13 protein-coding genes are annotated in these 25,943 nt (G+C 44.5%); 9 read left to right on the top strand and 4 right to left on the bottom strand.

Features of this window, described 5'->3' with window-relative positions; genetic code table 11:
- Positions 1-44: 44 nt before the first annotated feature.
- Positions 45-419, bottom strand: a complete 375-nt coding sequence (locus tag OCV20_RS10485; RefSeq protein WP_048614440.1) for a YybH family protein — start codon at positions 417-419, stop codon at positions 45-47.
- A gap of 141 nt (positions 420-560) precedes the next feature.
- On the opposite strand from OCV20_RS10485, the gene OCV20_RS10480 reads away from it, so the two are divergent.
- The 5 genes from OCV20_RS10480 to OCV20_RS10460 all read left to right on the top strand — a co-directional run bounded on the left by OCV20_RS10480 (position 561) and on the right by OCV20_RS10460 (position 6,666).
- A complete protein-coding gene (locus tag OCV20_RS10480; protein ID WP_086773690.1) occupies positions 561-1,427 on the top strand; it encodes a LysR family transcriptional regulator in 867 nt (288 codons plus the stop codon).
- Between the two features lie 215 nt (positions 1,428-1,642).
- Positions 1,643-3,037 (top strand): polysaccharide lyase family 7 protein, encoded by a 1,395-nt coding sequence (locus OCV20_RS10475; protein ID WP_086773689.1) that lies wholly within the window; start codon positions 1,643-1,645, stop codon positions 3,035-3,037.
- A gap of 228 nt (positions 3,038-3,265) precedes the next feature.
- Positions 3,266-4,513 (top strand): paraquat-inducible protein A, encoded by a 1,248-nt coding sequence (locus OCV20_RS10470; RefSeq protein ID WP_086773688.1) that lies wholly within the window; start codon positions 3,266-3,268, stop codon positions 4,511-4,513.
- A 24-nt stretch (positions 4,514-4,537) separates the two neighbouring features.
- Positions 4,538-6,163, top strand: coding sequence for an intermembrane transport protein PqiB (pqiB, locus tag OCV20_RS10465; RefSeq protein WP_086773687.1), 1,626 nt, complete (start codon positions 4,538-4,540; stop codon positions 6,161-6,163).
- Positions 6,163-6,666: a PqiC family protein gene (locus OCV20_RS10460; protein ID WP_086773686.1), complete on the top strand. Its 504-nt coding sequence runs from the start codon at positions 6,163-6,165 to the stop codon at positions 6,664-6,666. Before pqiB ends, OCV20_RS10460 begins: the two co-directional genes overlap by 1 nt.
- A gap of 138 nt (positions 6,667-6,804) precedes the next feature.
- Here the strand turns inward: OCV20_RS10460 and OCV20_RS10455 are convergent, their stop codons facing one another.
- Complete coding sequence (locus OCV20_RS10455) at positions 6,805-8,664, bottom strand: helix-turn-helix domain-containing protein (RefSeq protein WP_086773685.1); 1,860 nt, start codon at positions 8,662-8,664, stop codon at positions 6,805-6,807.
- Positions 8,665-8,970: 306 nt separating this feature from the next.
- On the opposite strand from OCV20_RS10455, the gene OCV20_RS10450 reads away from it, so the two are divergent.
- The 3 genes from OCV20_RS10450 (at position 8,971) to OCV20_RS10440 (ending at position 23,918) form a co-directional block, all read left to right on the top strand.
- Positions 8,971-19,347 carry a DUF11 domain-containing protein gene (locus OCV20_RS10450; RefSeq protein ID WP_086773684.1) on the top strand — a complete coding sequence of 3,459 codons (10,377 nt, stop codon included), beginning with the start codon at positions 8,971-8,973 and terminating at the stop codon, positions 19,345-19,347.
- A gap of 42 nt (positions 19,348-19,389) precedes the next feature.
- A complete protein-coding gene (locus OCV20_RS10445; RefSeq protein ID WP_086773683.1) occupies positions 19,390-22,905 on the top strand; it encodes a hypothetical protein in 3,516 nt (1,171 codons plus the stop codon).
- Positions 22,906-22,967: 62 nt separating this feature from the next.
- A complete protein-coding gene (locus OCV20_RS10440; protein WP_086773682.1) occupies positions 22,968-23,918 on the top strand; it encodes an OmpA family protein in 951 nt (316 codons plus the stop codon).
- 107 nt (positions 23,919-24,025) lie between these two features.
- On the opposite strand, the gene OCV20_RS10435 is transcribed toward OCV20_RS10440, so the two are convergent.
- Positions 24,026-24,445: a BLUF domain-containing protein gene (locus OCV20_RS10435; protein ID WP_086773681.1), complete on the bottom strand. Its 420-nt coding sequence runs from the start codon at positions 24,443-24,445 to the stop codon at positions 24,026-24,028.
- A 336-nt stretch (positions 24,446-24,781) separates the two neighbouring features.
- Positions 24,782-24,973 (bottom strand): hypothetical protein, encoded by a 192-nt coding sequence (locus OCV20_RS10430; protein ID WP_231624734.1) that lies wholly within the window; start codon positions 24,971-24,973, stop codon positions 24,782-24,784.
- A gap of 527 nt (positions 24,974-25,500) precedes the next feature.
- Between OCV20_RS10430 and OCV20_RS10425 the strand changes: the two genes are divergently transcribed.
- Positions 25,501-25,926, top strand: a complete 426-nt coding sequence (locus OCV20_RS10425) for a hypothetical protein (RefSeq protein WP_048614424.1) — start codon at positions 25,501-25,503, stop codon at positions 25,924-25,926.
- The last annotated feature ends 17 nt before the right edge of the window (positions 25,927-25,943 follow it).

Raw genomic sequence — 25,943 nt, 5'->3', positions numbered from 1 at the left:
GCTTTGAGCTTTGAGCTTTGAGCTTTGAGCTTCTAGTTATAGCTCTAGCGTTCGCCTTGAACTTCGAAGTCGTCGCTGACTAAGCGAGCGCAGCCATCGGCTTCAAGTGCCCAGTGTTCACGATGTACAACGCCAAACGCTTTGTTCATTGTCCAGCTAGCGGTAAGAATGTAACCGCCGTCTGGGTGCTCTTCCCATTTAACATCGGTGTAATCAACGTCTTTGAAACCTTGGTCGATGATGTTTTGCCAAAATGCTTGAATCGCTTCACGACCTTCAAAAGTACCAAATGGACGCGCTTCCATTACACAGCTTTCAGTATATTGATCGGCACAACCTTTCGCATCTTGGCTGTTGAAAGCTTTTTGCCACGCGTTAATCCCTTGCTTACATGCTTCTAAAATTTGGTTGTCTAACATTGTCTTTCTCCATAACAGTCTTGTTTCGAGCACTGTCTTTTTGATTTGGTATCTCGATAAGTTGAATAGAGTTTAGTCTTGGAAATTGATTTGAAAAACAGAGATAATAGAAAATACTGTTTGTAAAAAGAGAACAATAAGATGAGTAAGCTAAAGCAGATGTCGATTTTCGCTCATATCGTAGAGCAGGGTTCAGTCTCGGCTGCGGCTGAAAAGTTAGAGTTGTCTAAATCTGTTGTCAGTCAACATCTCAAAATTCTAGAACAAGAGTTAGGCGCCTCTCTCCTTAAACGCACAACACGAAGACAAACTCTGACAAGCATGGGTGAGCGCTTTTATTTGAGTTGCAAAGACATCAATGTGATCGCTGAATCGGCTTGGGATATGGCAAAAGCCGAATTAGAAGAGCCACAAGGCCGGATTCGTATCACAGCTCCGAATGCGTTGATGGATTTATTGGTAGCGCCTGTTATTGCGGATCTGATGAAGCAATATCCGAAGCTAAAGCCAGAACTGATCAGCGACGATCAACATATAGACTTCATGGAGCACGATATTGATCTTGCGGTACGAGTGGGCAGCTCTCGTGACAGTAACCTCAAACAGAAACGCTTGGGTGAATTTAAAGATGTGTTGTGTGGCGTTGAAAGCATGCGTGAACGCGAACTTGATTCTATCCCTTATATCGCTAACTCGTGGCAGGGGAAGCAGATCTCTCATTACTTTACGTCTCAAACTGAACCAGACTTCGTTTACCAGCAACAAGCAAGCTGCACCACTAACTCTTTTCACAGCTGTCTTGCCTTGATCAAATCTGGCGTTGGTATCGGTGTGATTCCAGACTTCTACCTCTCTCAGTTATCCAATGAAGTTGTCGACATAATGCCAAGCTTCCAACTACCGACTAACACGGTTTATGCGCTAAACCCATTCGCTTCTAATACGCCTATCGCCATCAAGCTGTGTATCCAAGCGTTGGAAGAAAAGCTTAAGTGGAATTTGGTTTAAAGCTTCTCGTTATATTGCCGTCTTATTAGATGATGTGTTTGGTATAAGAATGGTTCATGTCACATAGTTATTTATTTGTAATATAATAATTCATGATCGTGATGTTTGTTCAACTTGTCGTACAAATATTGTCCTATAGTGGTTCTCGTTACTTCGGTAACACCCTACAAAATATGGAATAAATAATATACGTGAAATATATCATGGAGACTTGTATGACTTTTAAACCTTGCAAACACACCTCTTGCAAACCTCGAACTCACCAATTTAAACCTTACAAACAATTGTCGTGTACGGTTCTTTTAGCTATGGCTACTTATGGCGTATCGGCTGAAACACTGAACATTCAATCCGCATCAGACTGGGGCGGAGCGCACAACTCTTACCCAGCATCGAATACGATTGATGGAAGCACTGATTGGTCATCACGTTGGGCTGCTCAGAATGCGCCTGTCAATTTAGTGCTCGACCTAGGCTCGGTACAAAATGTTCAAGACGTCGCGATAGCTTGGGGTAAAGGCGAAGAGCAAACTTATAAGTTCGAGATCAGAGCGCTAGCTGATGAAAGTTCAAGCAGTTGGGACAAGGTTTATTATGGATATAGTAGTGGCAGCACATCTGGTTTTGAAACCTACGATGTGACGGATGTTCAAGCTCGTTGGGTTCGTATCAAAGTCTTTGAAAACAGTGCGGAAAGTGTTTGGACGAATATTACTGAAGTCGAAATCAGTGGCAATGATAGCCCTGACTATGGACTCGATCCAAACCTACCGCCGTCAGGTAACTTCGACTTACTGGACTGGTATGTGAGCATTCCCGTTGATGAGGGTGACGGCTACGCGACTTCTATCAAAGAGAACACGCTAGATGCGGGTTATGAAGACCAATTCTTCTATACCGGTAGTGATGGTGGCTTAGTGTTTTACACGCCAGTCGAAGGCGTGACCACATCTAGCGGAACAAAATATGTTCGTACTGAATTAAGAGAAATGCTTCGTCGCGGTGATACCTCTTACTCCACTTCGGGTAAAGACAATAACTGGGCGTTTTCGTCTATTCCATCGAGTGACCAGTCGGACTTTGGTGGTATCGACGGGACGTTAAATGCGACGTTAGCTATCAATCATGTGACGACAACGACTTCGAACACTGAACAAGTGGGTCGAATCGTGATTGGCCAGATCCATGCCGAGAAAAACGAACCTATTCGCCTGTACTACCATAAACTGCCAGGTAACGACAAAGGCGCAATCTACTTTGCTCATGAAACCTCGAACTCGAGCGGTGGCGATGAAACTTGGCATAATCTATTAGGTAACATGGTGACGTCTGACGGTGACTTAAACAGCACTAGCAACCCAAGTGACGGTATTGCACTCGATGAAACCTTCTCGTATTCGATTGTTGTTGAAGGTGACAAGTTGATTACGACCATTAGTCAAAATGGCTCAGAGTTGGCGGCAAAAGAAGTGGATATGAGTAACAGCGGTTATGATGATGCGGATAACTACATGTACTTTAAAGCGGGTATCTACTTGCAAGACAACTCAAGTGACGACAGTGATTATGCGCAAGTGACTTTCTATCAGTTAGACAACAATCACAACTGATCACGCTATAAATAGTGCGTAGCTACGGCAGCCAGTTTACTCGTTGCGGTTTGTATTCGTTCAATGATTAAAAAGGGGATAGCCAGTTGGTCATCCCCTTTTACTTTCTACCTCTCATTTCTAGTATATCGTGCGCGTTTAATTCGGTGCATATTGGCAAAAAACTCAACCCTTACTTATATTTACCTAGAGTGTCTAGTTGCTTATAAAGACTAAAAGGGGACGTCATTGCCAGAGCGCTTTACCAAGTCATGCCACGAATGCGGGCTGGTTAGTCAGTTTGAAGAACTGTCTGCGGGCAGTGAAGCTTCTTGCCCGAGATGTTCTCACACCTTATCGAGCCTCGGGCATCATAAAGAGCAGGGTGTGATGGCTTATGCGTCGGCTAGCCTTATTGCTTTAATCATGAGCCTGACATTCCCGTATATGTCTTTCAGCGTTCAGGGAATTAGCCAGCAAATCACTTTGTATCAAGCTGTTGATATGATGAATCGAATGGATAACAGCCTGATTGCTATATTACTTTTTCTTGCCGTGATTCTTTTGCCTGCCTATTTTTTGGTGCTTTCTCTCTGGTTTTATCTACTGGTAGACAGAAAGAAGCACATTCATTATGCGGCTAACCGATTCACCTTTTTGGCGTTGAAGTCATTAAGTTGGGCAAAGCCTTGGTTGATGGTCGATGTGTTTTTGATCGGCGTATTGGTCAGCTTAATCAAGATAGCAGCATTAGCCGATGTATCGATGGGGATATCATTTTGGGCATTTTGTATCTACGCCATGTTGGTGGTGAAGACGATTTCATTGGTTGATTTTGATTGGTTATGGGATCGCTTAGTTCCAACTAAAAACGCACAAGAACAAACGGTTGGTAGTACCTTTCAGAAAAAGCAGCACCTTGCTTGCCATATTTGCGGTCAAGTGCACAGCTACAGTGAGGCTACTCATCATTGCTCGCGCTGCCACACACATTTACATCGATTTGAACCAATAAAAAATCTGCAAATAGCGTGGGCGCTGTTGTTCACCTCTGTCGTTTTCTATATTCCAGCAAACCTATACCCAATGATGTATACGTCTGCGTTCGGGACGAGTGAAGGATCCACCATCATGGAAGGGGTGATCTTGCTTTGGAATATGGGGTCATACCCCGTGGCACTTATTATTCTTATCGCGAGTGTTTTCATCCCAATGGCAAAGATGTTTGCCTTGGCCTATCTGTACTGGAATGCAAAAAGGGTACATGGGCTCACCAATCAAAGGGCGAGTCGCTATCTTAAGCTCTACCGCATCACCGAATTTATTGGCCGTTGGTCGATGATAGATATTTTTGTCGTCGCGATTCTTGTTGCCTTGGTTCAGCTCGATGGTGTGATGGCTATTTACCCTGGGCCTGCGGCACTGTCATTTGCGTCGGTTGTTATCTTTACGATGTTGTCGGCGATGATTTTCGATTCTCGGATTATATGGAAGTAATCTCCCCAAAGAGGTGTGGGACATATGGAAAAGCAAACTACTTCAGATGCGAAAGTATCAAAAAAAAGCGAACTGTCTCCAGTCTGGATTGTGCCGGTCATTGCGGTACTGGTCGGGTGTTGGATGCTGTTCCAGTACTTCAACAATCGTGGACCTGAGATCACCCTGATCTTGCCAGATGCTTCTGGGATAGAAGCAGGGAAAACGGCGATCAAATCTAAGAACGTGCACGTTGGGACCATCACAGACGTGGCGTTAAGTGAAGATTATGAATACATCATCGCCAAAGCTCAAATAGACAAGAAAGCCGCTCGCATGATCAATACTGAGACTCAATTTTGGGTGGTTGAGCCACACATTGGTACTGATGGAATCAGCGGGTTAGAAACCATTTTGTCTGGCTCATACATCGAGTTGAAGCCAGGGAAATCCAGTGAATCTCAATTGAAGTTTGATGTGTTAGACACGCCACCCGTCGCAGGGCCAGACACCAAAGGCATTCGTGTGGTGTTATCGCACCATAAAGCGAATCAACTGAACGTTGGCGAACCTGTATTACATCATGGCTTTGTTGTTGGACGTGTCGAGAAAACAAGTTTCGATTACGAGAATAAAGTGGGTAAATACCAACTGTTTATTTTCGCGCCTTATGACGGGCTGATCTTCGAGAAAACTCAGTTTTGGTTGTCCTCTGGGATTGATGTGAAGTTTGGTGCGAATGGCCTCGACGTAAACTTCGCATCGATAGAAAGCATAATAACGGGCGGCGTGAGTTTTGATGTGGCAGAGAGCATTCAGCCGGGACAGCAGATCAAAGAGAACTTACAAGAATATACACTTTACGATAATTATGACGCAGTTTTACAAGGTAAATACACCACTTCTATTGATTACGTATTGTTGTTTGAAGAGTCAGTCAGAGGTCTAAAGAAGGGCGCGCCTGTGGAGTATCGTGGCGTTCGAATAGGTACAGTGGATACAGTGCCGTTACAGATTCGCATGGACAAAGACGGCAAAGTCTCGAATCGCATTCCCATCTTAATCAAGCTGGAGATAGAACGAGTTTCAGAAGTATTTAAGGCTGTGAATGCTGAAAGCTTTGCCAAACGAGTCGACCTTCAAATGGGAGAAGGTTTAAGAGCGACTCTGAAGACGGGTAACTTGCTTACAGGCGCATTGTTTGTCGACATAAACTTCTATGAAGACGAAGACCCGTACGAGCCAAGAGAGTTTGATGGTTATCCTGTCTTCCCTGTTGTGGCTGGTGGCTTGACCGAGATTCAAAAGCAGATCACAGACTTCTTAACCAAGATTAACGAGTTACCGCTAGATGCGACTGTGGCCAACTTAAATGGCTCGCTTGCTTCGTTAGATAGCACCTTAAAGAGTATGGATGAACTGCTGGATAGTGAGGGCGCAAAAGCGTTACCAAAGGATCTCAGTGAAACGATGAAGCAACTTGAGACGACATTAGAGAGCTACGACGATGATTCAGACGCCTACAAGCAATTGATCAGCGCATCTGAAGAGTTAGAACATGTGTTAAAAGAGCTTCGCCCATTGATTAAAGTGCTGAACGATAAACCGAATGCGCTGGTGTTCGGTAGCGAAGTAGAAGAAGACCCGATTCCAGTTAAGGGAGTGGAATAATGAGAAAGCTATTTATATCACTTATCGTGCTCTTCGGGCTTTTAGGGTGTTCAACGCCTACTGATGGCACTAACGCGTATCTCTTGCCAGAAAGTACGCTAGATAAACCGATCTTTAAGATTAAAACGAGAGTGGAGTTACCAGACTATCTCGACACAATAGGGATTGCGTATCGCAAGTCTGAAAATGAATTGGTGTCTGCGCGTAAACACGTTTGGGCTGAAAACCTTGAAGGGCTGCTTGAAGAGCGGGTCAATATTTCTGATACATCAGGAGAGCCCGAAAGAGAGTTGACGATAACCTTTGAGCAGTTCAATGGCTCTTATACCGGAAACGCAGAAGTGAAAGGAACTTGGGTATTGAGCGAGCAAGGCTCAGAGCTTGCACGTGCCGATTTCGAATCAAAAGTACCTTTGAAAGAAGCAGGTTATGAAGCACTCGTTGAAGCACTAGGTGAGGGGTTAGATGAGGTGCTATCTGAGATACAGATGCAATTGCCTTAGGTGTTTGTCTGTATGAATACCGCTAGTCGTATATCTGGCTAATTGACTTATTCACCCGATTACTATTGGGTAGCCTCTCGAAGAATTTAAAAGCCACCTATTGCTTGGTGGCTGTTTATATCCAGTAAACCTGAGTCGTTAACCATATTTATTAATAAATGCGATAACATTCTTGTTACTCAGTAATTCGATCTTGTCGATAGTCAGTACGCAATAGCGGTAGTTTTTGTTTTTGAAAGTAATGTTCGACTTTTCTTCAGTTGGTTCTGAAAACTTCCATATTTCAAATCCGATGTTCTTCATAAGTTCTAATGCACTTGGGTTCTTAATGATCATGGAATATTTTTTAATCTTAGTATTTCTTGCAAGAAGCTTCATATCGGAAATCAAGTTCGCAACAGATTGTTCGCGCTTCTCAGAGTGACCGCTAACCACAATGTAATTTAAGTTCTGGTTAGAATCTAAAGAGCAAGCTTGCTTAATATGTAGATGCTTATTTTGGTATTGCTCGAATACCTCTTCGTTGAAGAAAAAACCTAGGCTATGACTAACAATATCGCCATTTACATCGACCATTTTTCTGCCATGCGCCTTTTTTTCACTGCAATAGAGAAACAGATCGATAGTATCAAGGGCTGAAGGATCCATCTTTGTATATTGCGAAATCAGCTTTATTCTATCTATTACTGCTTTGTCATTCTGATCTGTCATTAGTGGCATGATCTGACAGTCGCAGCCTTCTTCTATTTCCCCTTTAGTGATAGACGATATTCGGCTTTGAAACGAAAAGAACCTCTCACGAAGGAAGTCTTCAAGTAGTGCACTGTCTTCGTTATCTTCTGAATCAAAGGATTTCAACGTTGTATACAAGTCTAGCCCAAGGCAGTCCAATAGCTTTAGGGCTTTGTAATTACTTGGTTTTACTTTGCTATTTTCCCATCGATTTATCGTTACGACATCTACAGAGCTGAATTCATCATCTAAGTGATTAATGTATGCCGCAAAATCCTTTTGCGTTAACTTCAATTTCTTGCGCGCTTCGCGCAGTAATTGCGGAAATTTCATCATGGTAGAATATTCATCTTTGATTAGTGACATTACGTTCCGATTCGTCAGATAGTCTATTTTATCAATCGTTAATATACAGTAGCTATAATGTTTATTTTTGAACATGATATTACATTTTTTAGCAGAAGGTTCTGAAAATTTAAATACTTCAAACCCCACACTCTTCAAGAGTCTCATCATATTGGGGTCTTTTACTAAAACAGAATATCTTTTAATGTTTTTGTTCTGAGAAAGTAACTGTATATCTGAAACTATATGCTCAATAACATGATCTTTTGTCTCTGAGTGTGAGCTTATATTAAAATAATTTATGCTTTTGCTTGAATTTAAAGAGCAGGCCATTCTTAGATCTAGCTCTTGAGTTTTTAATGTCTCAAATTGATGGTCTTCAAAGAAAAAGCCTACGTTGTGACTCACAATGTCGCCATCTACATTGATCAGCTTGTGACCATGTGCTTTTTTCTCACAGTAGTAGAGATATAAATCAATTTGGTCCAGTGGCGATATATCGACTTTTGTGAATTTAGAAAGTAGTTTGATTCTGTCGATAACGCCAGTGTCACACGGCTCTGACATTAAAGGCAGTGACTTAAAGTTGCGTTTGCCTTGTTGTTGATTCAGGCCTGATAGAGCTGAAATTCTACTTTGAAATGAGCCATAGGATTCGTTTAAAAACAGTTCGATTAACGTGTCTTTTTGTTCGGAATTAAAGCTCTTTATTGTCTCAAACAAATCTCCGCCAAGGTACTGTAATATCTTGAGTGCTTTGTATGTACTAGGCTTTACCTTACTGTTTTCCCAACGATTTATCGTTACGACGTCAACCGCATTAAACTCATCGTCCAGCTGATTTAAGTAGGTTGCAAACTCTGTTTGCGTAAATTGAAGTTCCTTTCTGAAGTTACGTAACAACTGTGAAAACTCACTCATTAAAACATTAACCTTCTGATAATTAACTCAATGTCTTGATTCTAATTTAGACATCAGACTCTCTATTTAACATCTTCAGTAATTTGTTTTTTACGGATGTTAATTGTTCGGATTATTTGAACTGTATGTTGCGCATGTCCCTAACAGGCTAAGTGCCAAATTAGTGACGTCAAATCTATGGCCTTTTGCCTAGACGCTTGTCAATCTACTGTGAAGTGCGCGTTAATGTTCAGATACAATCTTGCCTTTTTTTTATCCATTCTGCTGTTTCCATTCGCCTCCTATGCGGGCACAACGGGTCTTGTTATGGATCTGTCTGTTGACAGTGCGTCTTACGACAACGACCAAGAGGTGGCTTATACGCTTGTTTTAACGAATGAGTCGGATAAAGCTATCGCTGAGTTGGACGTTAAAGATGAGCTGTTAAATATCTTAACGACAGATGATCAAGGAAATAATGTTAACGCGTTCTCGCAAGTTTCGACTCAAGCGCAATCCTCCTTCCTGTCATCTCCAGGTGATTACAGTCGCTTCGGAAACTTAGATGCATCAGGTGTGCGTATTGCGGCTGGTGGGTCGGTGACCTATACCATGGTCGCCACCGTTTCTGCTGACGCAGCCGGTACGATTGATAACGTCGCAAGTGCGAGCACTGGACTGTTGGATGCTGTTGAATCAAATACAGAATCCATTCAACGAGGCCTATATGAACACGACATTACGGTGTCAGTTGATAAGACTCACTACCAACTGAATGATGAACTTACCTATACCATCAAGGTATTGAATACCGGTGATACTGTTATTAAAGCGATTGACGTTCAAGGTGCTATTGCTGATATCAAGGCGCTGAATATTGAAGCTGCACTTGAACCGGCTTTTACAGACAACGTCAATTCAGCTTCAGTCGAAGGGGATGAAAGTGATGCCGGGACATTTAACTCATCAGGGAATTTAGTTGTCAGTGATGCGTCGATAGATATCGGCGGATCTATTACTTACACCATCGAAGCTACCGTTGCCGACAATTTAGTCGGCGATATTGTTAATGGCGATGTGGCAGCTGAAACTCGTGATGCTTTGGTTTCTGCTGATGTGCTAACCACGCCGCCTACTGAGCCGAATGTGTCTCTTACACATACCTTAAACCAATCAGACAGTTACTTGGTTGATGACAAGTTTTCTTACACGGTGAAGGTAACCAACCAAGAAAACTCGGGCATCGCTTATCACTATTCTGTTCAGCAATTTTTGGAAGATCTTAAGACCGACTTAGGTAACGAAATCAGTACCGACAAGAACGCGGATGACACAACAGGTAACCCGTATGAGTCTTGGACCAACCAAGTGATTACTCTTGGCGCTAATAGTACTTCTGAGTTAGCGGATAGTGGCATTGAATCGAATAAATCTTTGAATGATGTCGTCTCAATTTACCCAGGTGAGCAAATTCTTTACTCAGTCGAAGTTGATGTCAGCCCTGTTTCGATTGGTGCCATTCCTGAAGTCATCGCACGGGTAGTGGATGCAGATGGCACGGCAGATTCTGGTGACGTGCTAACAAATCCTTTAGACACTAAAGAAGTCATCCACTCTTCATCGAGCCAAATTACCCGCAATAAGAAAACCACTGATACCACCTATGTACCGGGTATTGCTGGTCAGAATGAAGTGGTGTACGACATTGTTGTTTCGAACAAAGATTCTGAGTTCTTCGCGAACGATATCGAAGTTGTCGACAAATTTGCTTGTATCGTGACAGAGCAAGCGGATGGCTCTAACGCTTCAGCATTTTCCGAGTGGAAGCTTGAAGTCGCCGATAGAAGTGGTGATGGATCGAACTATGGTTCATTTAATTACAATACTTGGACAACAAACGACATCAATTTGAAAGTTGACCTCGCACCTGAGGGCTATGTTCATTATAAGCTGACCGCAAAAGTGGCAGACACCAGTGTGGGTCAGATTGTTGATGATGGTACCGATGCCGGCTTGTGCTTAGGGGATAACTTAGGTGAGTCGGGCTCTGGCGTTCAAATGCCAAACTCGAAATTAAAAGTCCAAAAGGAAGTGGATTCTCGTTACTACTCAGCTGGCGGTACCCTGAACTACGACATCACGGTAGAGAATAACGGTGACGGCTACGCGATTGATGTACCGGTTTATGATGATTTAGTCTCTGTCATGACTCAGTCTATTAATGATACACCGACTAAAGCGTATTTGAGCTGGGTTATTACTGCGAAATCCTATGCCTCTGACGGCTCAATTTCGACAAACAGTGATCCCGGCTTTACTGGTCAAATTGAAGGTAATCAAAGCAATAAACTTATCTTGGACGAGAAGGCTAAGTTGGCCCCACACGATAAGATCGTTTATAGCATTGCGGCGATCGTAAACCCCATTGCCGATGATGAAATCCGTAATGAAGTGACGGTAAACAGCGTGCTCTATTCTGATAGAGGTGCTTATCCCCGTGATTATTACCTCACTCTAGACAAGCGTGTAGATGGGCACAATGAACAAAATGCCTATACCGATACGACGACTGAAATCACCTATACAATTAAGGTGAGCAACCCGGAAGGGAATGGTTTTGCGTCTAATATTAACGTTAAAGATGAAATCAGCACGATAGAGGCTGAGCTTCTTCATGAGCCGGGTGAAACCAAACCGGTATTTTCATCTTGGACGATCAGCGCTCAAAAAGAGGCGGTCTCTCCTTGGGTGCTAGCCGTAACCGATCCCGGTGAGTTTTCGGATAATAATGACCTTAATGCTACGGCACAAATCCCTCCCGGCGCTTCTATCACCTACACCATTGTTGGCCAGCTTGACCGCAGTGATGACACTGAAATCCTATGGGGATCGTTCAGCAATACAGCCAAGGTAACGGGGCCAGATACCAACCTATCGGATACCGTTAGCACTCACCCTAGCGAGCCTAATCTTGTGGTTGATAAAACTGCTCAAAGTGCAGAGTTTGTGGGTGGTGAGCGAACGTCGTTTGATATCTACATCTACAACCGAGGTGTTGGTTACGCTAATGATGCAAAGGTACAAGATAGTATTTCAGCGCTTAACTTTTTTGATAGCTGGACTATTGTCGGAACAACCAATACAGACAAACCGGGTTCGCGCTACGGTGATATCTCTGACAATGCTGATATTGATACTAACGTAGATATCACTCCTGGTGGCTGGGTGCACTATGAGGTAAGTGGTGTGGTTAGGTCTGATTATGAAGAAGACCAAGTGTCAAACCGTGTTGATGTTTATGACCCGATCACAGACCGTGAGCACAGCTCTTCTGCGCAAATAGATAACTCGAACAGTGCCTATGACATCAACGTTTCACTGGCCAAAACGACGGACGTAGTTCGTTATACACCGGGTGAAGATCTTACTTATACCATCGTTATTGGCAACAATAGTGATACTGAAGAAACCGATCTTATTTTTATGGATCGATTGAGCGATATCACCACAACGCTGGCTAACGATAAAGATGGGGAAGCCGAAGACTTTCTTGCTCAGAATCCATTTGAGTATTGGTCGGTTGATACTGGTTCGGGCTTTGGTTCTCCAACGACTGAAGACGTCGAGTTACCGGTTTCTATTCCCGCTAAAGATTACGTGACCGTGCGTATCAAAGCGCGTGTTAAAGATAATGCGGTATCCAGTGGTGTTGCTGATAGAGACGCTGGAATCATCCGCAACGAGGCGGTGCTGATCCACAGCAGTGATGTTGGGTGTACCAATGACTGTGAGTATGCCAAACGTGCAGTGGCTGAAAACCATCAGGTACATAACAGTGGCGGCGTTGTTCGCACAACTAACATTAACCGCTACTCTCCGGGCGATGAGCTGACTTATACCATCAAGTACAACTCTCAGGATGGCCATGGCTACCGTAACAATGTTGACGTCAATGAACTGATCAATGGTATCTCGGTTGAGCTTCAAGACGGTACGTTTGGAAATCCGTTCTTCGATGATGTGGCGGGTACGAATAAGTTTACGGTTGCCGTTGCGAAGAGCGACCCTGCAAATGCGGGAACAACCGATGGCACAAACGACGGCGATGTTAAGAATGATACCGATATCGTGACTTCCATTGATATCGACGCAGGGGAAGACGTGACTTACACCGTTACGGGTATCGTTAGACCTGATGCGACTGGTGATATTCATTACCGCGATACCGTAGTGCTGCCCGATGATTACCACTTGAATTTCGATAAAACAACCGATGAAGTGGTTTATGAACCAGGTAAAACGGTGACTTATCATTTAGTGGTTGAGAACGATGGTAAAGGTAACGCTCACGACATCCCAATCGTCGACAACTTAAAAGACATTACCGTTGATCTCGTTGATGGGTCGACCGGGCCTGCTTATTCAAGCTGGACAATTACATCTATCGCTTCTGGTGCCGATTCCGATTACGTAGATGCTGGAGCTGGTGCGGGTAATGTCTATACCTCAACGGACACTAACCTCAATCTTGAAGCGGATATTCCGATGGGGGCGACACTTGAGTATCGAGTGGTTGCGACCATCAACGATAAAGCGAATGGCGGTATCGTGAATGTATTGACTGTTGATGGCGATACGATTTCTCACAACATCCAACAAGAAGCTCGCAAAGTTGATTTTGAGAAGAACATCCTCGCTTACTACGATGCTGATGATAACCCAATGCCAGGGGCTACAAGTTATATGCCAGGGGGGTACATTGAGTACGAAATCTTAATCGAGAACGTCTCTAGCGCTCACGTTGATGATATGAGTTTACGTGACGACATTGACCAAATTAACACGCAGTACTTCGATGGTTCTCGTGGCCCGGCCTTTGATAGCTGGACAATTGAAACCTTCGCAGACGGTTCTGGAATCTCAGACCCAGACGTTGATAACTCGATTCGAGATAACCAGCCAATTGATACACATTTTGATATCTCGGCGGATAACTTTGGTCGTTCAGGGGCACTCGCATTCGTACGTTATGTCATTAAAGCCAAGATTAGTCCGAAAGCAGTAGGCTCATTTACTAACAGAGCCTACATGGGCGAAGACAACGGCAATGAATTTATTGCCGTTTCTCCGCCAGCATCAATGTCGGAGCCAGAAGTCGTATTCAGCAAGCAAGTGTTCTCCGATTCTGGCCTATCGAGTAAGAAAGAACATTACTCTCAAGCGTCTGGAGAAAGCGAGGTTTACTACCGCGTTCAAATTAAAAATACAGGTAATGGCACAGAGTATGGTTCTCGATTAGAGGATACTATTTCAGCGATTGAAACTCGTATTGCAGAAGACGCTTCAACAACAGGTAGTGACCCTGTCGGCCAGCCGTTTTTGTCTGGTTGGGAAGTGAATCTAGAGAAAGCAGCAGCTGCTGGCTCAATTACGGATGCGGTTGACTTTGTTTCTGGTAACAATCTCGACATTGATAACGAGATCGTTATCGCGCCTCAAGAAAGCCTGACTTTTACCATTCATGGTGTTATCCGTGAAGATGCATTGGGTGAAGTCCTCAACAGAGCTAGTTACGACGGTAGTGTTCGAAGTGCGAATTTATTACCGCTTGAAAACAAGATTAGTGTCTCTAAACGTGTGGTATCGGTGAATGGTAAACCGTTCTCTGATGGTGACACCTACCTACCGGGGGACCAAGTCGAGTATGAGTTTGTCGTGGCTAACCCAGAAAATGGTTGGGCTAACGATGTGCACATCAAAGATGTGATGAGCAACGTTCAAGTTGAAGTCATTGGCGGAGATGTAGAGTCGGCGTTTGTTTCGAGTGAGATATCTCATGAAGTCGGTAATGGTATTGATGCCAACGCTGATACTTATGTACCAGGCTACAACGCAACCAGCAACCTAAACATCGAGACAGATATTGCCGCAGGTGAAGTGTTGACGTTCAACGCAACTGGTGTAATACGCGATGACGCATTGGGTACTATCAGCGCTAACCGAGTAACGGCAGACAGTGAATCTGCTACATCTGAAAAGATTCCACCACAAGCGGTTGAGCTCGATTACTTCAAAACCTTAGTTTATACCGATGGTGAATCGGCAGGGTGTTCTGTTCCTTCAAACGATGGCAGCGGTTGTACTTACGCACCACGTGGTGATGTTGAGTATCAAGTGACGTTAGATAACACAGGCGATAGCATCGCAAATGATGTGAGCGTTATTGATGCGATTCAGGCCATTAAAACGGAAGATGGTGATGATGCGTTTTCTGAGTGGTCAACAGCGATTGCGGTAGAACCTGCTGGTTCATATGATGTACAGGGTGACTATAACGGAAGTGTCCCTTTGGATGCGACTGTCGACCTTCGTCCTGGTGAGCGTATTGTTTTTGATGTGAAAGGCAAGGTATCAACATCAGCAACCGGTACTATCACTAATACGGCAAAAGTGAACGGTGATGACACCAACGACATCGTACTTGATCCGGGTCGCTCGAATATCCTAGTTGATAAGTGGACAGATACTCCTGAGTACGTGCCGGGAGGGACGATCAATTACTACATTGATATTACCAATGATGATGTTGACACTGGCTTGTTCTCAATCCGAGATATGATCAGTGGCTTTGAAGTCGAAACTGTCGATGGCTCGATGCAAACGGCACTCACTGAGTGGACGATTGATTATGATGTTCTTGCTAACTCTGCTCCTTTAGACCCAAATGCGAATGACTTCTCCGAGCTAGATAAATTGGTAGGGCAAAACAGCCCAGATATTAATCTACCGGCTGAGTCTCTTAAGATCTCTGGGCGTGATGACACAGGTACCGGTGGTGGTGCTCAGCACACGCTCGTTCGTATTCATATCGAAGGCAAGGTTCGTGATGACGCAATAGGTCGTTTTACCAATACGGCTTATCTGCGACATGGTTTAGACGACTCAAAGATGATTCGTTTGAGAGAGGGGTATATCACTCCAAAATCGGGGTACTTGGTGTTAACCAAAGAAGCGACTCCGATTGATGAACCTGACGCTAAGTATCAGCCGGGTCAGCCTATCTCCTACAAGATCACCGTCGCGAATACAGGGGAAGGCTACCTTGTGGATCAGATCCTGACCGATCGTATAGATACCATCATGACAGAGGTGGCTAACAGCCCAGATCAAGCGCAAGCGTTGACAGGTAATTGGATCATTAGCGACGAACAGCTTGATGGCAGTGGCGATCCAGCCCTGAATGCTCGCAAAGATGCGGTTAATAACGCACAGGGTTATAGTGCGACGTACAGCATTCACCCGGGTGACAGTTATTCATTTGTCGTGACCAACACTGTTAATGATAAGGCCAAAGGCGAGATCACTAATATGGTTAAAGTCGAAGGTGATGATGGTGAATACACCGCAGATGCGACTTACATTCCTGAAGATGCGCAAGTCGAAATCACGAAAGAGGTTGATAAGGCGGAGTACCTCCCAGGAGAGACTCTGCAATACACAGTGACCGTGACAAACAACGGATTAGGCTGGGCAGAAGATGTTGCCATTGAGGATGCGCTGCAGTCTGTTGAAACCACAATTGCTGGTGGTGAGACGTCGCACGCCTTTGAGCCTGCTTCAATCCAAATCTCGGCAGCCTCAGCAACGGGTGAGACGCCAGTGCCAGCTCCAACGAGTGGCGAAGATCTTAACGAAACGTTAGATATTGCTCCTCAAGATAGCGTTGTTTTCACGATTCAGGTGACAACCAATGCACTTGCAACCGGTGATATCACGAACTTGGCATCAGCCTCTTTTGACGGCACGACTTTTGACGACTCTGCGACGAGTACACCTGTACTAGCAACGCTGTCTATTGAAAAAACAGTCGACACTCCGACGTACGAAGTCACCAAATTGAGCCACTACGAGATCACAGTAACCAACAGCTCTGACTCTTTTGCTGCAGGTGTTCAACTGCAAGACATCATCAGTGACATTCAAGTTGACACGACGACTGATAAAAAAGAGTCGGCATTCCTAATGTGGGAAGTCAGCTTTGAAGCGAGTGATGACCGTACAGTGGTGAACCCAGAGAGCTTTGAGTTGAGCAAAGATATCGACGCCTACATGGATATTGCGCCACAAAGCACCGTGACGTTCCATGTCGAAGCATTGATTCGTACAACTGCTGTTGGTGATATTAGTAATACGGCGACCATCACTTATAACGGTACTCAACAAGATTCTACAGTGGTAATGACACCGAAAGATTCTGAGTTTGTTGCAACGAAAACCAATGTGCAGACGGAATATGTGCCGGGTGGGGAATTAGAGTTCCTGATTACGATTCAGAATACTTCCAACAACAACATCAATGACCTCAGTGTTGTCGATGATATGAGTTCGATTGAAGTTGAGTATTACGACGATACAACAGGCCCAGCTTTCGTTTCTGGCACAACTTCAATGGCGGTGGAATCAACCACAGTCGGGACAACCGCCGAACAAATCAGCCCAACAGAATACAGTGTTGATATCGCTCCACATGGTACGGTCGTTTTCCGTTCAAAAGGTACAGTGGTTGATACGGCAACGGGACGTATCGTCAACACCGCGCAAGTCGATGGCGGTGATGTGGTCAGCCCTCCAGTTCATACTGTCGCGGCCGTTGTCCAGGCTGAGCTCTTTACCGACGCACCTTATTACGTACCGGGTGAGGAGGTCGAGTATCACTTAGTCGTACAGAACATTGGTCGCGGTATTGCCAAAGATGTGGCGCTTTACACTCAGTTTGCTGAATCGATGGGAGACCATATTGATGGCTCACACAGTAATTCCTTTGATAAAGGAACCCTAAGTGCTACATGGGAAGGTGCAGAAACGCAGCCGGGCACTTTTGATACCGATAGGGATTTAGCAACGATCGTTGACATCGCACCGGGTGGCAAGATTGATTACACCTTCATCTTGACGGTTAACGAAGACATGCTGACCAACATCGATGTTTTTGGCTATTACCTTGATTTGACAGGCAGTTCAACAGCACGTGCTCGCTCGAAAAACACCAAGGAATCTGATGCATCTAAACAGATAACGGGTAATCAAGTCTCAGCTTTGAACTTGCCTCCAGTAAGTGCTGATCTGGTTGTTGAAAAACGTTCTGATAAACCTGAATACACCGAAGATGACGACAGTGTCACTTATTACTTAGCCGTCACTAACAATGGTCAAGGTAACGCGGCCAATGTTCGTCTAACCGATGAGATCAGTGAGCTACAAAACAGCACTGCTAATAAAGTCTTTACGGATTGGACAATTGAAGGGGTCGAAGTCGACGACTCGGGCGCGGTTATTCAGCGTCATTCTTTCCCGTTGAATAAAGACTTAAACATCACCGTTAACCTGAAATCCAACAAACGTAATGCCTACGCGTTTGAAGTAGTGGGCACGCTAGGTAAGGGCTTGGATGACGACATTACCAATACCTTCACGGCGACTGAATCTGACGGTACTGAAACCAGCGACAGCGTAACTACTCACATCAAGAAGATTCCTGATAACTCTGGGGAGTTGGAGCTGACCAAGTCTGCGCTGCAAGATACCGCGCAAGTTGGCGATGCGGTTGAGTACGAGATCATCGTTGAGAACAACAATGAATCTTACTTTAAGAACGTGACGGTGGAAGACCGCTACCCAGGTGGTCTGAAATACATCGTGGACACATCAGAAGTTGTGCTGAGCGGCATTGATGGTGAGTTTGGTACTGAAGACGATCAGGTTATCTCTCAAGAGCCATCAGACACGGGCAAGTTAATGTTCACATCGTTGAACTTTGACCCGGGTGAAAAGCTGCGTATTCGTTACTTATTGCGTGTATCGGTAGGCGCCACCTTTGGCGATTACATCAATACAGCAGTAGCGAAGGTTGATGGCACGGCTGTTTCTAATGAAGACACCGCCAAAGTGACCATAGAGCCGGACAAGGTGTTTGATACCTCATCGATCATCGGCAAAGTTTTTGAAGATCATAACAAAGATGGATTCCAAGCTGATGCAACCGCGTTTGATGTTGAGCTAACTGCGAACTTAGCAACACAAGGCTACATCGCTGATTCGACGCACATCATTCGTGATGGTCAAGATGTTGCTATTCAAGATGGCGCAATAACCACAGCACTTGAGCAAGGCTTGGATCTTGGTGACCTTTGGGGTCATTCCGTGAACCGAGCCCTGCCAGAAACCAGCAAAGTGGTGATTCAATTTAAAACTCGCACACAGCAGAGTTTTAATTTCTACGTCACGACTGATGCGGGTTCTCGTATCGAGTTCGACGCACAAGGTCAGATTCAGTTTAAACATGAATCGGACAAGAAAAAGGGACTGAGCGCGGAAAACCTCAATGTAACCAGAAACCTATATCGCGATGGTGAGGATTTCCTATGGGAAATCGTTATCGAGAACAAAGGTATTTACGAAGATGGTATTCCGGGCGTTAAGTTGATGACGGTTGAGGGAATCGTTATTTACACAGACCAGTACGGTCGTTACCACGTGCCCGACCAATGGGTACTCAATAAGAAAGGTAAGAACTTCCTCGTGAAGTTGGACACTGACTCGCTATCCACCTCCATGGAAGTGGTAAGCGAAAACCCGAAAGTGTTGCGAATTACCCCGAACAAGCTCACCAAGTTCAACTTTAGCGTTCATCGCAAAGACCAATAAAGTGAACAGAAGTAAGCCATTGGAACCGTATCTGGAAATTGTATGAAAGTATTTATTAAGTCTCGTTTAGCGACGTGTGTGTTAACGGCCATTCCTGTGATGGCGGTAGCGAAAGACACAGGTAAGCTTGAAAAACTCGGTTCTGAGACGACTGGCATTGAAATCACCAAGCCGAACCAAGACCAAGACAGCTCGCGTATTTACCTAGAACAAGGCGCTATTTGGGCAAGCCGTGACATCACTCGCTTTGACCCAGTGCTCGACGTCAGTGTCAGCGATGAGTTGGAAGTCGAGCAGGGAACACTACGAGACAGCGTAGGTTTCACCATTACCACCAACTATGGTTACTACATCAAAAAGTATCAGTTGGAAGTGTACCGCGTGGGTGACTTTGGCTTGTCTGAGCCAATCGCTGTGCTTGAAGGCGATAAACTGGCGAACGACTCTGACATCAATTGGGATGGTCAAACTGATGTTGATTATCAGTTTGAGGTCGGTGAGCAGCTGATGTTCCGCCTAAAAGCGTGGGACAAAGATGGCAACATGGATGTGACCACCGTTGGTGTGACTGACTTAGTCAAGCCGGACTCTGAAGTCGATATCGACCGAAACGATAACGACGATGAGGAGAGCAAAGATAAAAGCTATGGCCAAGCTAAGTTGATGCGTCACAACATTCCGACCAATGCGGGCTTAGCCAAGTTCATTGGTACCGGTTTAAAAGGCGTTGATAAAGTCATCATCGGTGAAGACGAATTTGACGTTGAAGATGGCAACTTATACGCCGAGCAATACCTACCAACAGACTCCTACATTTTCCCTACCAAGGTTGTGTTTGATAATGGTGATGAACGTCGCTACAAGCTGTACGTTCGTATTCCAGATACGTACTACGCACAAACCGGCTTGGCTGATCTTTATGTTGGTAAGAACAATGTGTCTGGTAATAGCGATGCATTAAGTGTCGATGACCAGTACCAAGATGACATCTATAACCAAGGTCGTTTAGCGTACTTTGGTCAGGGTAAATTTGGCGACAAACTTCGTGTAACGACTCACTTCGATACGCGAGAAAGTGAAATCAAAGACATGTTCAAACATCCGTTCGCCTCCGACGATTCGGATGTGTTCGATATTCTTGAAGACGACGATGAGCTTTATTACGGCAACTATGGCGATAGCTCAAACATCGAAAAAGTGGTCAACACCAAAGGCAAGGTTTACCTCAATGTTGAATACGATAAGTCTCAATACTTGTGGGGTAACTACAACACGGGGTTAACAGGCACTGAGAACAACGATTACAACCGTAGCCTCTATGGTTTCAAAGCTGATTATCGTACTCGCGATACTACACAATACGGTGAAGATCGTCTGAACGTGGTCGGTTTTACCGCAGAAGCAGATTCGTTGTATGCACACGATGAGTTCTTGGGCACAGGCGGCTCTCTGTACTTCCTTCGTCACGGTGAAGCGGTACCAGGAAGCGACAAGGTTTATGTAAAAGTAAAAGATGAATCTGGCCTAGTGCAGAATGAAATCCAACTTGAGCCGGGCGTCGACTATGACTTTGACCCGTACCAAGGTCGAATTATTTTGACCAAGCCACTCGATAATATCCTATCCGACAGCTTTGGTAGCGTGATAGAAAACGGAGACGACTACGAAAACTTTCTGGTTGTTGACTATGAGTACGTCCCACAAGGTTCTGACTCATTAGATGCGATGTCTTACGGTGGTCGTGCCAAAGGCTGGATCAACGATTATATTGGCGTTGGTGTCACGTACGCGACCCAAGAGAAAGACAATCAAGATTACGAGTCTTATGGCACGGATTTAACGCTACGTGCTACTGAGGGGACCTACATTAAGGCTGAGTTTGCGCATAGTGAAGGTAGGCAAACCGAGTCGAATTTCGTCTCTACCGATGGTGGTTTAACCTTTACGCCCATTGGCGAAACATTGGAAGACCGCGAGGGTGATAGTGTCCAAATCACAGCTGTCACCAGCCTTTATGACCTTGCGCCAACCATTTTTGGTGCTGTTGGTAATGACCTGAAACTTTGGTACCGAGACAAAGACGCGGGATACAGCTACGCAAGCAGCAGCGATGACCTTGAACAAGAAGCTTACGGTGCTGAACTTCGTTTGCAAGCCACCGATCGTTTGGCGGTTATGTCTCGCTTCTCGACCAATGAAGAGCGCGATGTCGATGGTAATCTAGAAACAGATACTGAAACGATTGAGATCGAGACTCAAGTTAAAATCACCGAGCACATCAAAGTTTCGGCGGCAGGGCAACAAACTGAAGAGCTTAATCAAAACGACGAGCACAGCGATGCCACCTTAGCGGGTGTGCGTTTGGAATACATGTGGGACAGCGAAAACAGCGTTTACGTCAAAGGGCAAAAGACCGTCGATCAGTCGGATGACTATGATGAAAACGACAGCGCGTCGATTGGTGCTGAATTCCAAGTGTTGGAAGACTTGTCTCTTGGCGGTGAATACACCGATGGCGACCGAGGCCAAGTAGCAGAAGCTACCGTGACTTACGATGTATCCGATGACCACTCAACCTACGTAACTTATGTAGATGATAACTACGAAGGTCAAAACAACGTGGTTGTTGGTCAGCGTGCAGACCTGACTAGCAGTGTCGATTTCTACCAAGAGAACCAGTTTGTTGATGAAAACGACGGTCATGGCCGTATCGACTCGTACGGCTTTGGTTACGACGTGACGGAAGATGTCGAGATGGGCATCGGTTATCAGCTTGGTGAAATTGAAGATGACCAGAACATTGCCACTGAGCGTGAGTCCATCAGCTTCAATGCATCGATTGACCTAGACGACATCACCCTAAGCCACAAATTTGAATACCGAGTAGATAAGAGTGAAGACGATCCAGACATCGCTCAGCGAGAACTGCAACAAATCGTGACCACCAACCGTTATACGCATCATTTAACGGAAGAGTACACGCTATTTGGCAAGTACAACTACTCCATCACCGAAAGCGAAACCACCGGCGAAACCATGGCGCAATTTACCGAAGCCACTGGCGGCCTCGCGTATCGTCCGATCTACAACGATCGACTCAATTTACTGAGCCGCTACACGTATATTGCAGATTTCGATCAACTGGATCGCGATGTGGATTATCAAGACGAAACCAGTCAGATCATTGAAGTTGAAGCGATCTATTCGATCGACCAACACTGGGATGTCGGTACTAAGTACGCGCATAAAGACAAACAGCAAGCTTTTGAACGAGCATCTGGTTCGAATGAGCTGGTTAAAAGCGATATCGACCTATACGGATTAAGCGCTTCTTACCGCGTGATGAAAGAGTGGGATGTGACGGGTGAATACCACTGGAAAACAGACACACTCAACGATGAGCTAGAACACGGTGCGTTAGTTTCGGTGAACAAGCACATCGGCGAGAACTTCAAAATGGGGATTGGTTATAACTTCTCTGCATTTGATAGCGATCTAACCAATGATGATGACTACGATGCATCCGGTGTGTTCATTAACTTAGTCGGTAAGATCTAAGCCAGCCCAAAAGTGGGTTGAAAGTTAAGAGTTGAGAATTCGAAGTGATAGTTAAGAGTAAGATGAAAACAATTATTTTCCTAATAAGCGCAGTGATGAGTACCTCGCTGCTATCCGGCTGTGCAACCGACACGTACGTGAGCCAGGAGAACCGAGACAAGTTCGCAGGCATCGATGTGTCTAAGTTTTTAATCAGCGAGTGTTTGGCGCCAGAGCGTGAGGTGCACATCGCCATCGCAGAGCATTTTGCGTTTGATAAATACCAATTACGCGACCTCGATAAGATCAACTTGGATACCTTTGTTAAAGAGATCAGAGGCCTCAAAGGGCGTATCACGATTGTCGGCCATACTGATTACAAAGGTTCTCTGGAATACAACGAACGTCTTTCACAGCGCCGTGCTAAATCGGTCGCAGATTATCTGAAAGGGCAACTAGACCCAACGCATTATGACTGGGAAGTGAAACACCTTGGTGAGACTCAACCTCTTCTGTTTGGTAAGACAGATAAAGACCGAGCGGAGAACCGCCGTGCATTTATTGTGTTTGAAGAAGCTCAGAAGTACGAAGAGATGCCTTTCTGTGAGCCACCAAAACCAGAACGTAAAGTTTATATGGCAATGACACCACACTTCGATTTCGACAAATCAGTACTCAAACAAGAAGATCTAACGCAGTTAGATGACTTCACAACTAAGTTGAGCGGCCTGCAAGGTAGCATAATGGTGGCAGGGCACACCGACCAAGCGGGTTCACTTTCTTACAATGAAAAGTTGGCAGAGCGCCGCGCAGAAACGGTGGTTGAGTACCTCAAAACCAAACTTGACCCTAAGCAGTTCATCTGGGAAGTGAAGTCATTTGGTAAGTTGCAGCCTGCGATTAATGAACGCTCTGAAAAAGCCGATGCATTAAACCGCCGCGCGTTCATTGTGTTCAAAGAATCTGATATTACCGCCGAACAGCAAGCTCTTGCTGGCAGTGAACAAGAAGCGGTGAGCAGCGAGAGCGAGTAGAGTTCACCGAAGAATATCGAATAGATGTCTCTATAACAAAACGCCAAAAAGCCCCATACGTTGGGGCTTTTTGTTGCTAACTCTAGGGATTCAGTCGGAGCGAAGCTCTATTCTGATGGCAAATTCTGTTTCAGTTCCAGAAGCATTCGGTAGGCACTTTCTCCTGACATCTCATACGGGTTGAACTGATCGGATGTTGAAAACTGTAAATTAACCAGTTCAGTGAGACTAGATTGTGGAATATCACCCATAGACCAATCACCAAACTGCCTACAATCGATCTCTTTGAAATATAAAATCATGACGTTTTTGTGTCGCTTGTCATTCAAAATATGATTGTAAGTATGGTTCACTGCGGTTCTCGAACCTTCAATGCATTGCAGGAAATACTTATCATTGTGGCTTAGAAGGCCAGTTAAATGGCTTTGCTTATTGCGGTCGTGTGAAATCTGAAGAATGTCGTTCAAAGCATGAGAATCGCAACTTTCACAGAGCGTACTGACATAAATTAACCGAGTTAGGAGCATAGGCATCACTTCGATTTTTGTTCAAAGGGTACTAACAAATATAAGCCAAGCTCATGGAATTGCTAATTATTGGTAGAATTATCATTAATGCGTTTTTTGAGGAAAGTGAGAATGGTGAACAAGTAGAGAATAATTAATCATAAGAAGAAAGGGAGCTCAGAAATAAGATGGAATTATTCGAGCGTTGGCAGTTAGCGCACTTTAAGAATGGCGTGAAAAGCAGGCAATAAGCTCTATTTTACAATTGTATTTGGTCAATGAAGAGAGCTGATGCTTCGCCACACCTTCAGTTGATTGCCCTTACCTGCTTTACGCTAACGTTTGAGGTGATAAATCCTACTCGCTTAAAACCGAAATCGATTCGACGTTAGAAGAGGAATCAAATCGAACGTTGACCAACACACTTTCACGTTCGAAAGTCACATCATCAAAGTCAGTCGTTGCAATCTTAAACCCATTTCTTGCGAATAAACTCGTTACCGTTGTTCGTTGTTTCTGTTCCATAGCGCATGTCAGTAGTTCGTTCATCGTGATCTCCATTAGGTAACCGTGTGCATAGTGTAAGCGTACAGGCTCTACATTATGAGATCAATTGCTTAATCGATAAGCTATGTTGATATGTTCAATTGAGTGATTCAGGAATTTAAATGCTGAATGGATAAGTGGTGAAGAGGTTGTACTACCTATGATAAGTAGAGCGTTATGTGACCACTGTTCAGCATTCCTTGAACACGAAATTTGTCCCAAAAATCGCGTTGAAACAAGTGGTTACAAAGTAGGAGGAATCATGCCCGCCGGTTAATCCGTTTGGTCGGTTATTGGAACCATTGTCGGCCTATATCCCACTTAAATAAAGTACACCGGTTTGTGATGAAGCAACGCGCTAATGAACCTTCTTTTTATCTGAATTTTGTATACCAAGTGATATTGTTATAATTATTATTAATTACATAGACTTGATTTTAGCATTGGCTTGATTTATAAAATAAGAATTCGTTCATTAACTTCATGATTATATTAGTTTTTACTAACCTTTAATGACATGGAGAAAGGCGATGAAAAAGAATCAAACACGCAACAGGTTAGCGAATTTAGTGCGACTTCGTAGGTCATACAAAGCATCAGACTTTCTGGTGAGTTCTGATGAACTCCGAGTTAAGAAGGATGTTTACAGCTTACGTAAAATCAAACAGTTAGAAATTCGTCAATTGGGTCTTAAAGAAAACGCAATCAATATCGTTTCGTTGGCTTTAGTCCTCTCGGCAGCGACTTGGGCATTCGTTCCTCAGTTCGGTTTGCCGATGCTTGCACTGACCTTTATTTTGGCGTTTGTTACATGGCGAAGATATGAGTTACGTGCAGAGTTTAAAGGAGCCGATGAAACTGGCGACCATTGGGTTTCCGTGGCGCGCGGTTGTACTCGAGAAGAGTTCAAAGTGTTGAAAAACGTTGAATTGGCTTTACGCGATCAAGTGTCTTAATGGCTAGATCGGTTAAT

Source organism: Vibrio coralliirubri, from assembly GCF_024347375.1.
GTDB classification, from domain to species: Bacteria; Pseudomonadota; Gammaproteobacteria; order Enterobacterales; family Vibrionaceae; genus Vibrio; species Vibrio coralliirubri.
Note: the sequence above shows the minus strand (reverse complement) of the source record. Positions and strands in the feature narration are given on the sequence as shown.

Excerpts from the sequence above, each read along its gene's own strand:
- OCV20_RS10485 (WP_048614440.1), bottom strand. The coding sequence starts at position 419 with ATGTTAGACAACCAAATTTTAGAAGCATGTAAGCAAGGGATTAACGCG.
- OCV20_RS10480 (WP_086773690.1), top strand. The coding sequence starts at position 561 with ATGAGTAAGCTAAAGCAGATGTCGATTTTCGCTCATATCGTAGAGCAG.
- OCV20_RS10475 (WP_086773689.1), top strand. The coding sequence starts at position 1,643 with ATGACTTTTAAACCTTGCAAACACACCTCTTGCAAACCTCGAACTCAC.
- pqiB (WP_086773687.1), top strand. The coding sequence starts at position 4,538 with ATGGAAAAGCAAACTACTTCAGATGCGAAAGTATCAAAAAAAAGCGAA.
- OCV20_RS10460 (WP_086773686.1), top strand. The coding sequence starts at position 6,163 with ATGAGAAAGCTATTTATATCACTTATCGTGCTCTTCGGGCTTTTAGGG.
- OCV20_RS10455 (WP_086773685.1), bottom strand. The coding sequence starts at position 8,664 with ATGAGTGAGTTTTCACAGTTGTTACGTAACTTCAGAAAGGAACTTCAA.
- OCV20_RS10450 (WP_086773684.1), top strand. The coding sequence starts at position 8,971 with ATGGATCTGTCTGTTGACAGTGCGTCTTACGACAACGACCAAGAGGTG.
- OCV20_RS10445 (WP_086773683.1), top strand. The coding sequence starts at position 19,390 with ATGAAAGTATTTATTAAGTCTCGTTTAGCGACGTGTGTGTTAACGGCC.
- OCV20_RS10440 (WP_086773682.1), top strand. The coding sequence starts at position 22,968 with ATGAAAACAATTATTTTCCTAATAAGCGCAGTGATGAGTACCTCGCTG.
- OCV20_RS10435 (WP_086773681.1), bottom strand. The coding sequence starts at position 24,445 with ATGCTCCTAACTCGGTTAATTTATGTCAGTACGCTCTGTGAAAGTTGC.
- OCV20_RS10430 (WP_231624734.1), bottom strand. The coding sequence starts at position 24,973 with ATGAACGAACTACTGACATGCGCTATGGAACAGAAACAACGAACAACG.
- OCV20_RS10425 (WP_048614424.1), top strand. The coding sequence starts at position 25,501 with ATGAAAAAGAATCAAACACGCAACAGGTTAGCGAATTTAGTGCGACTT.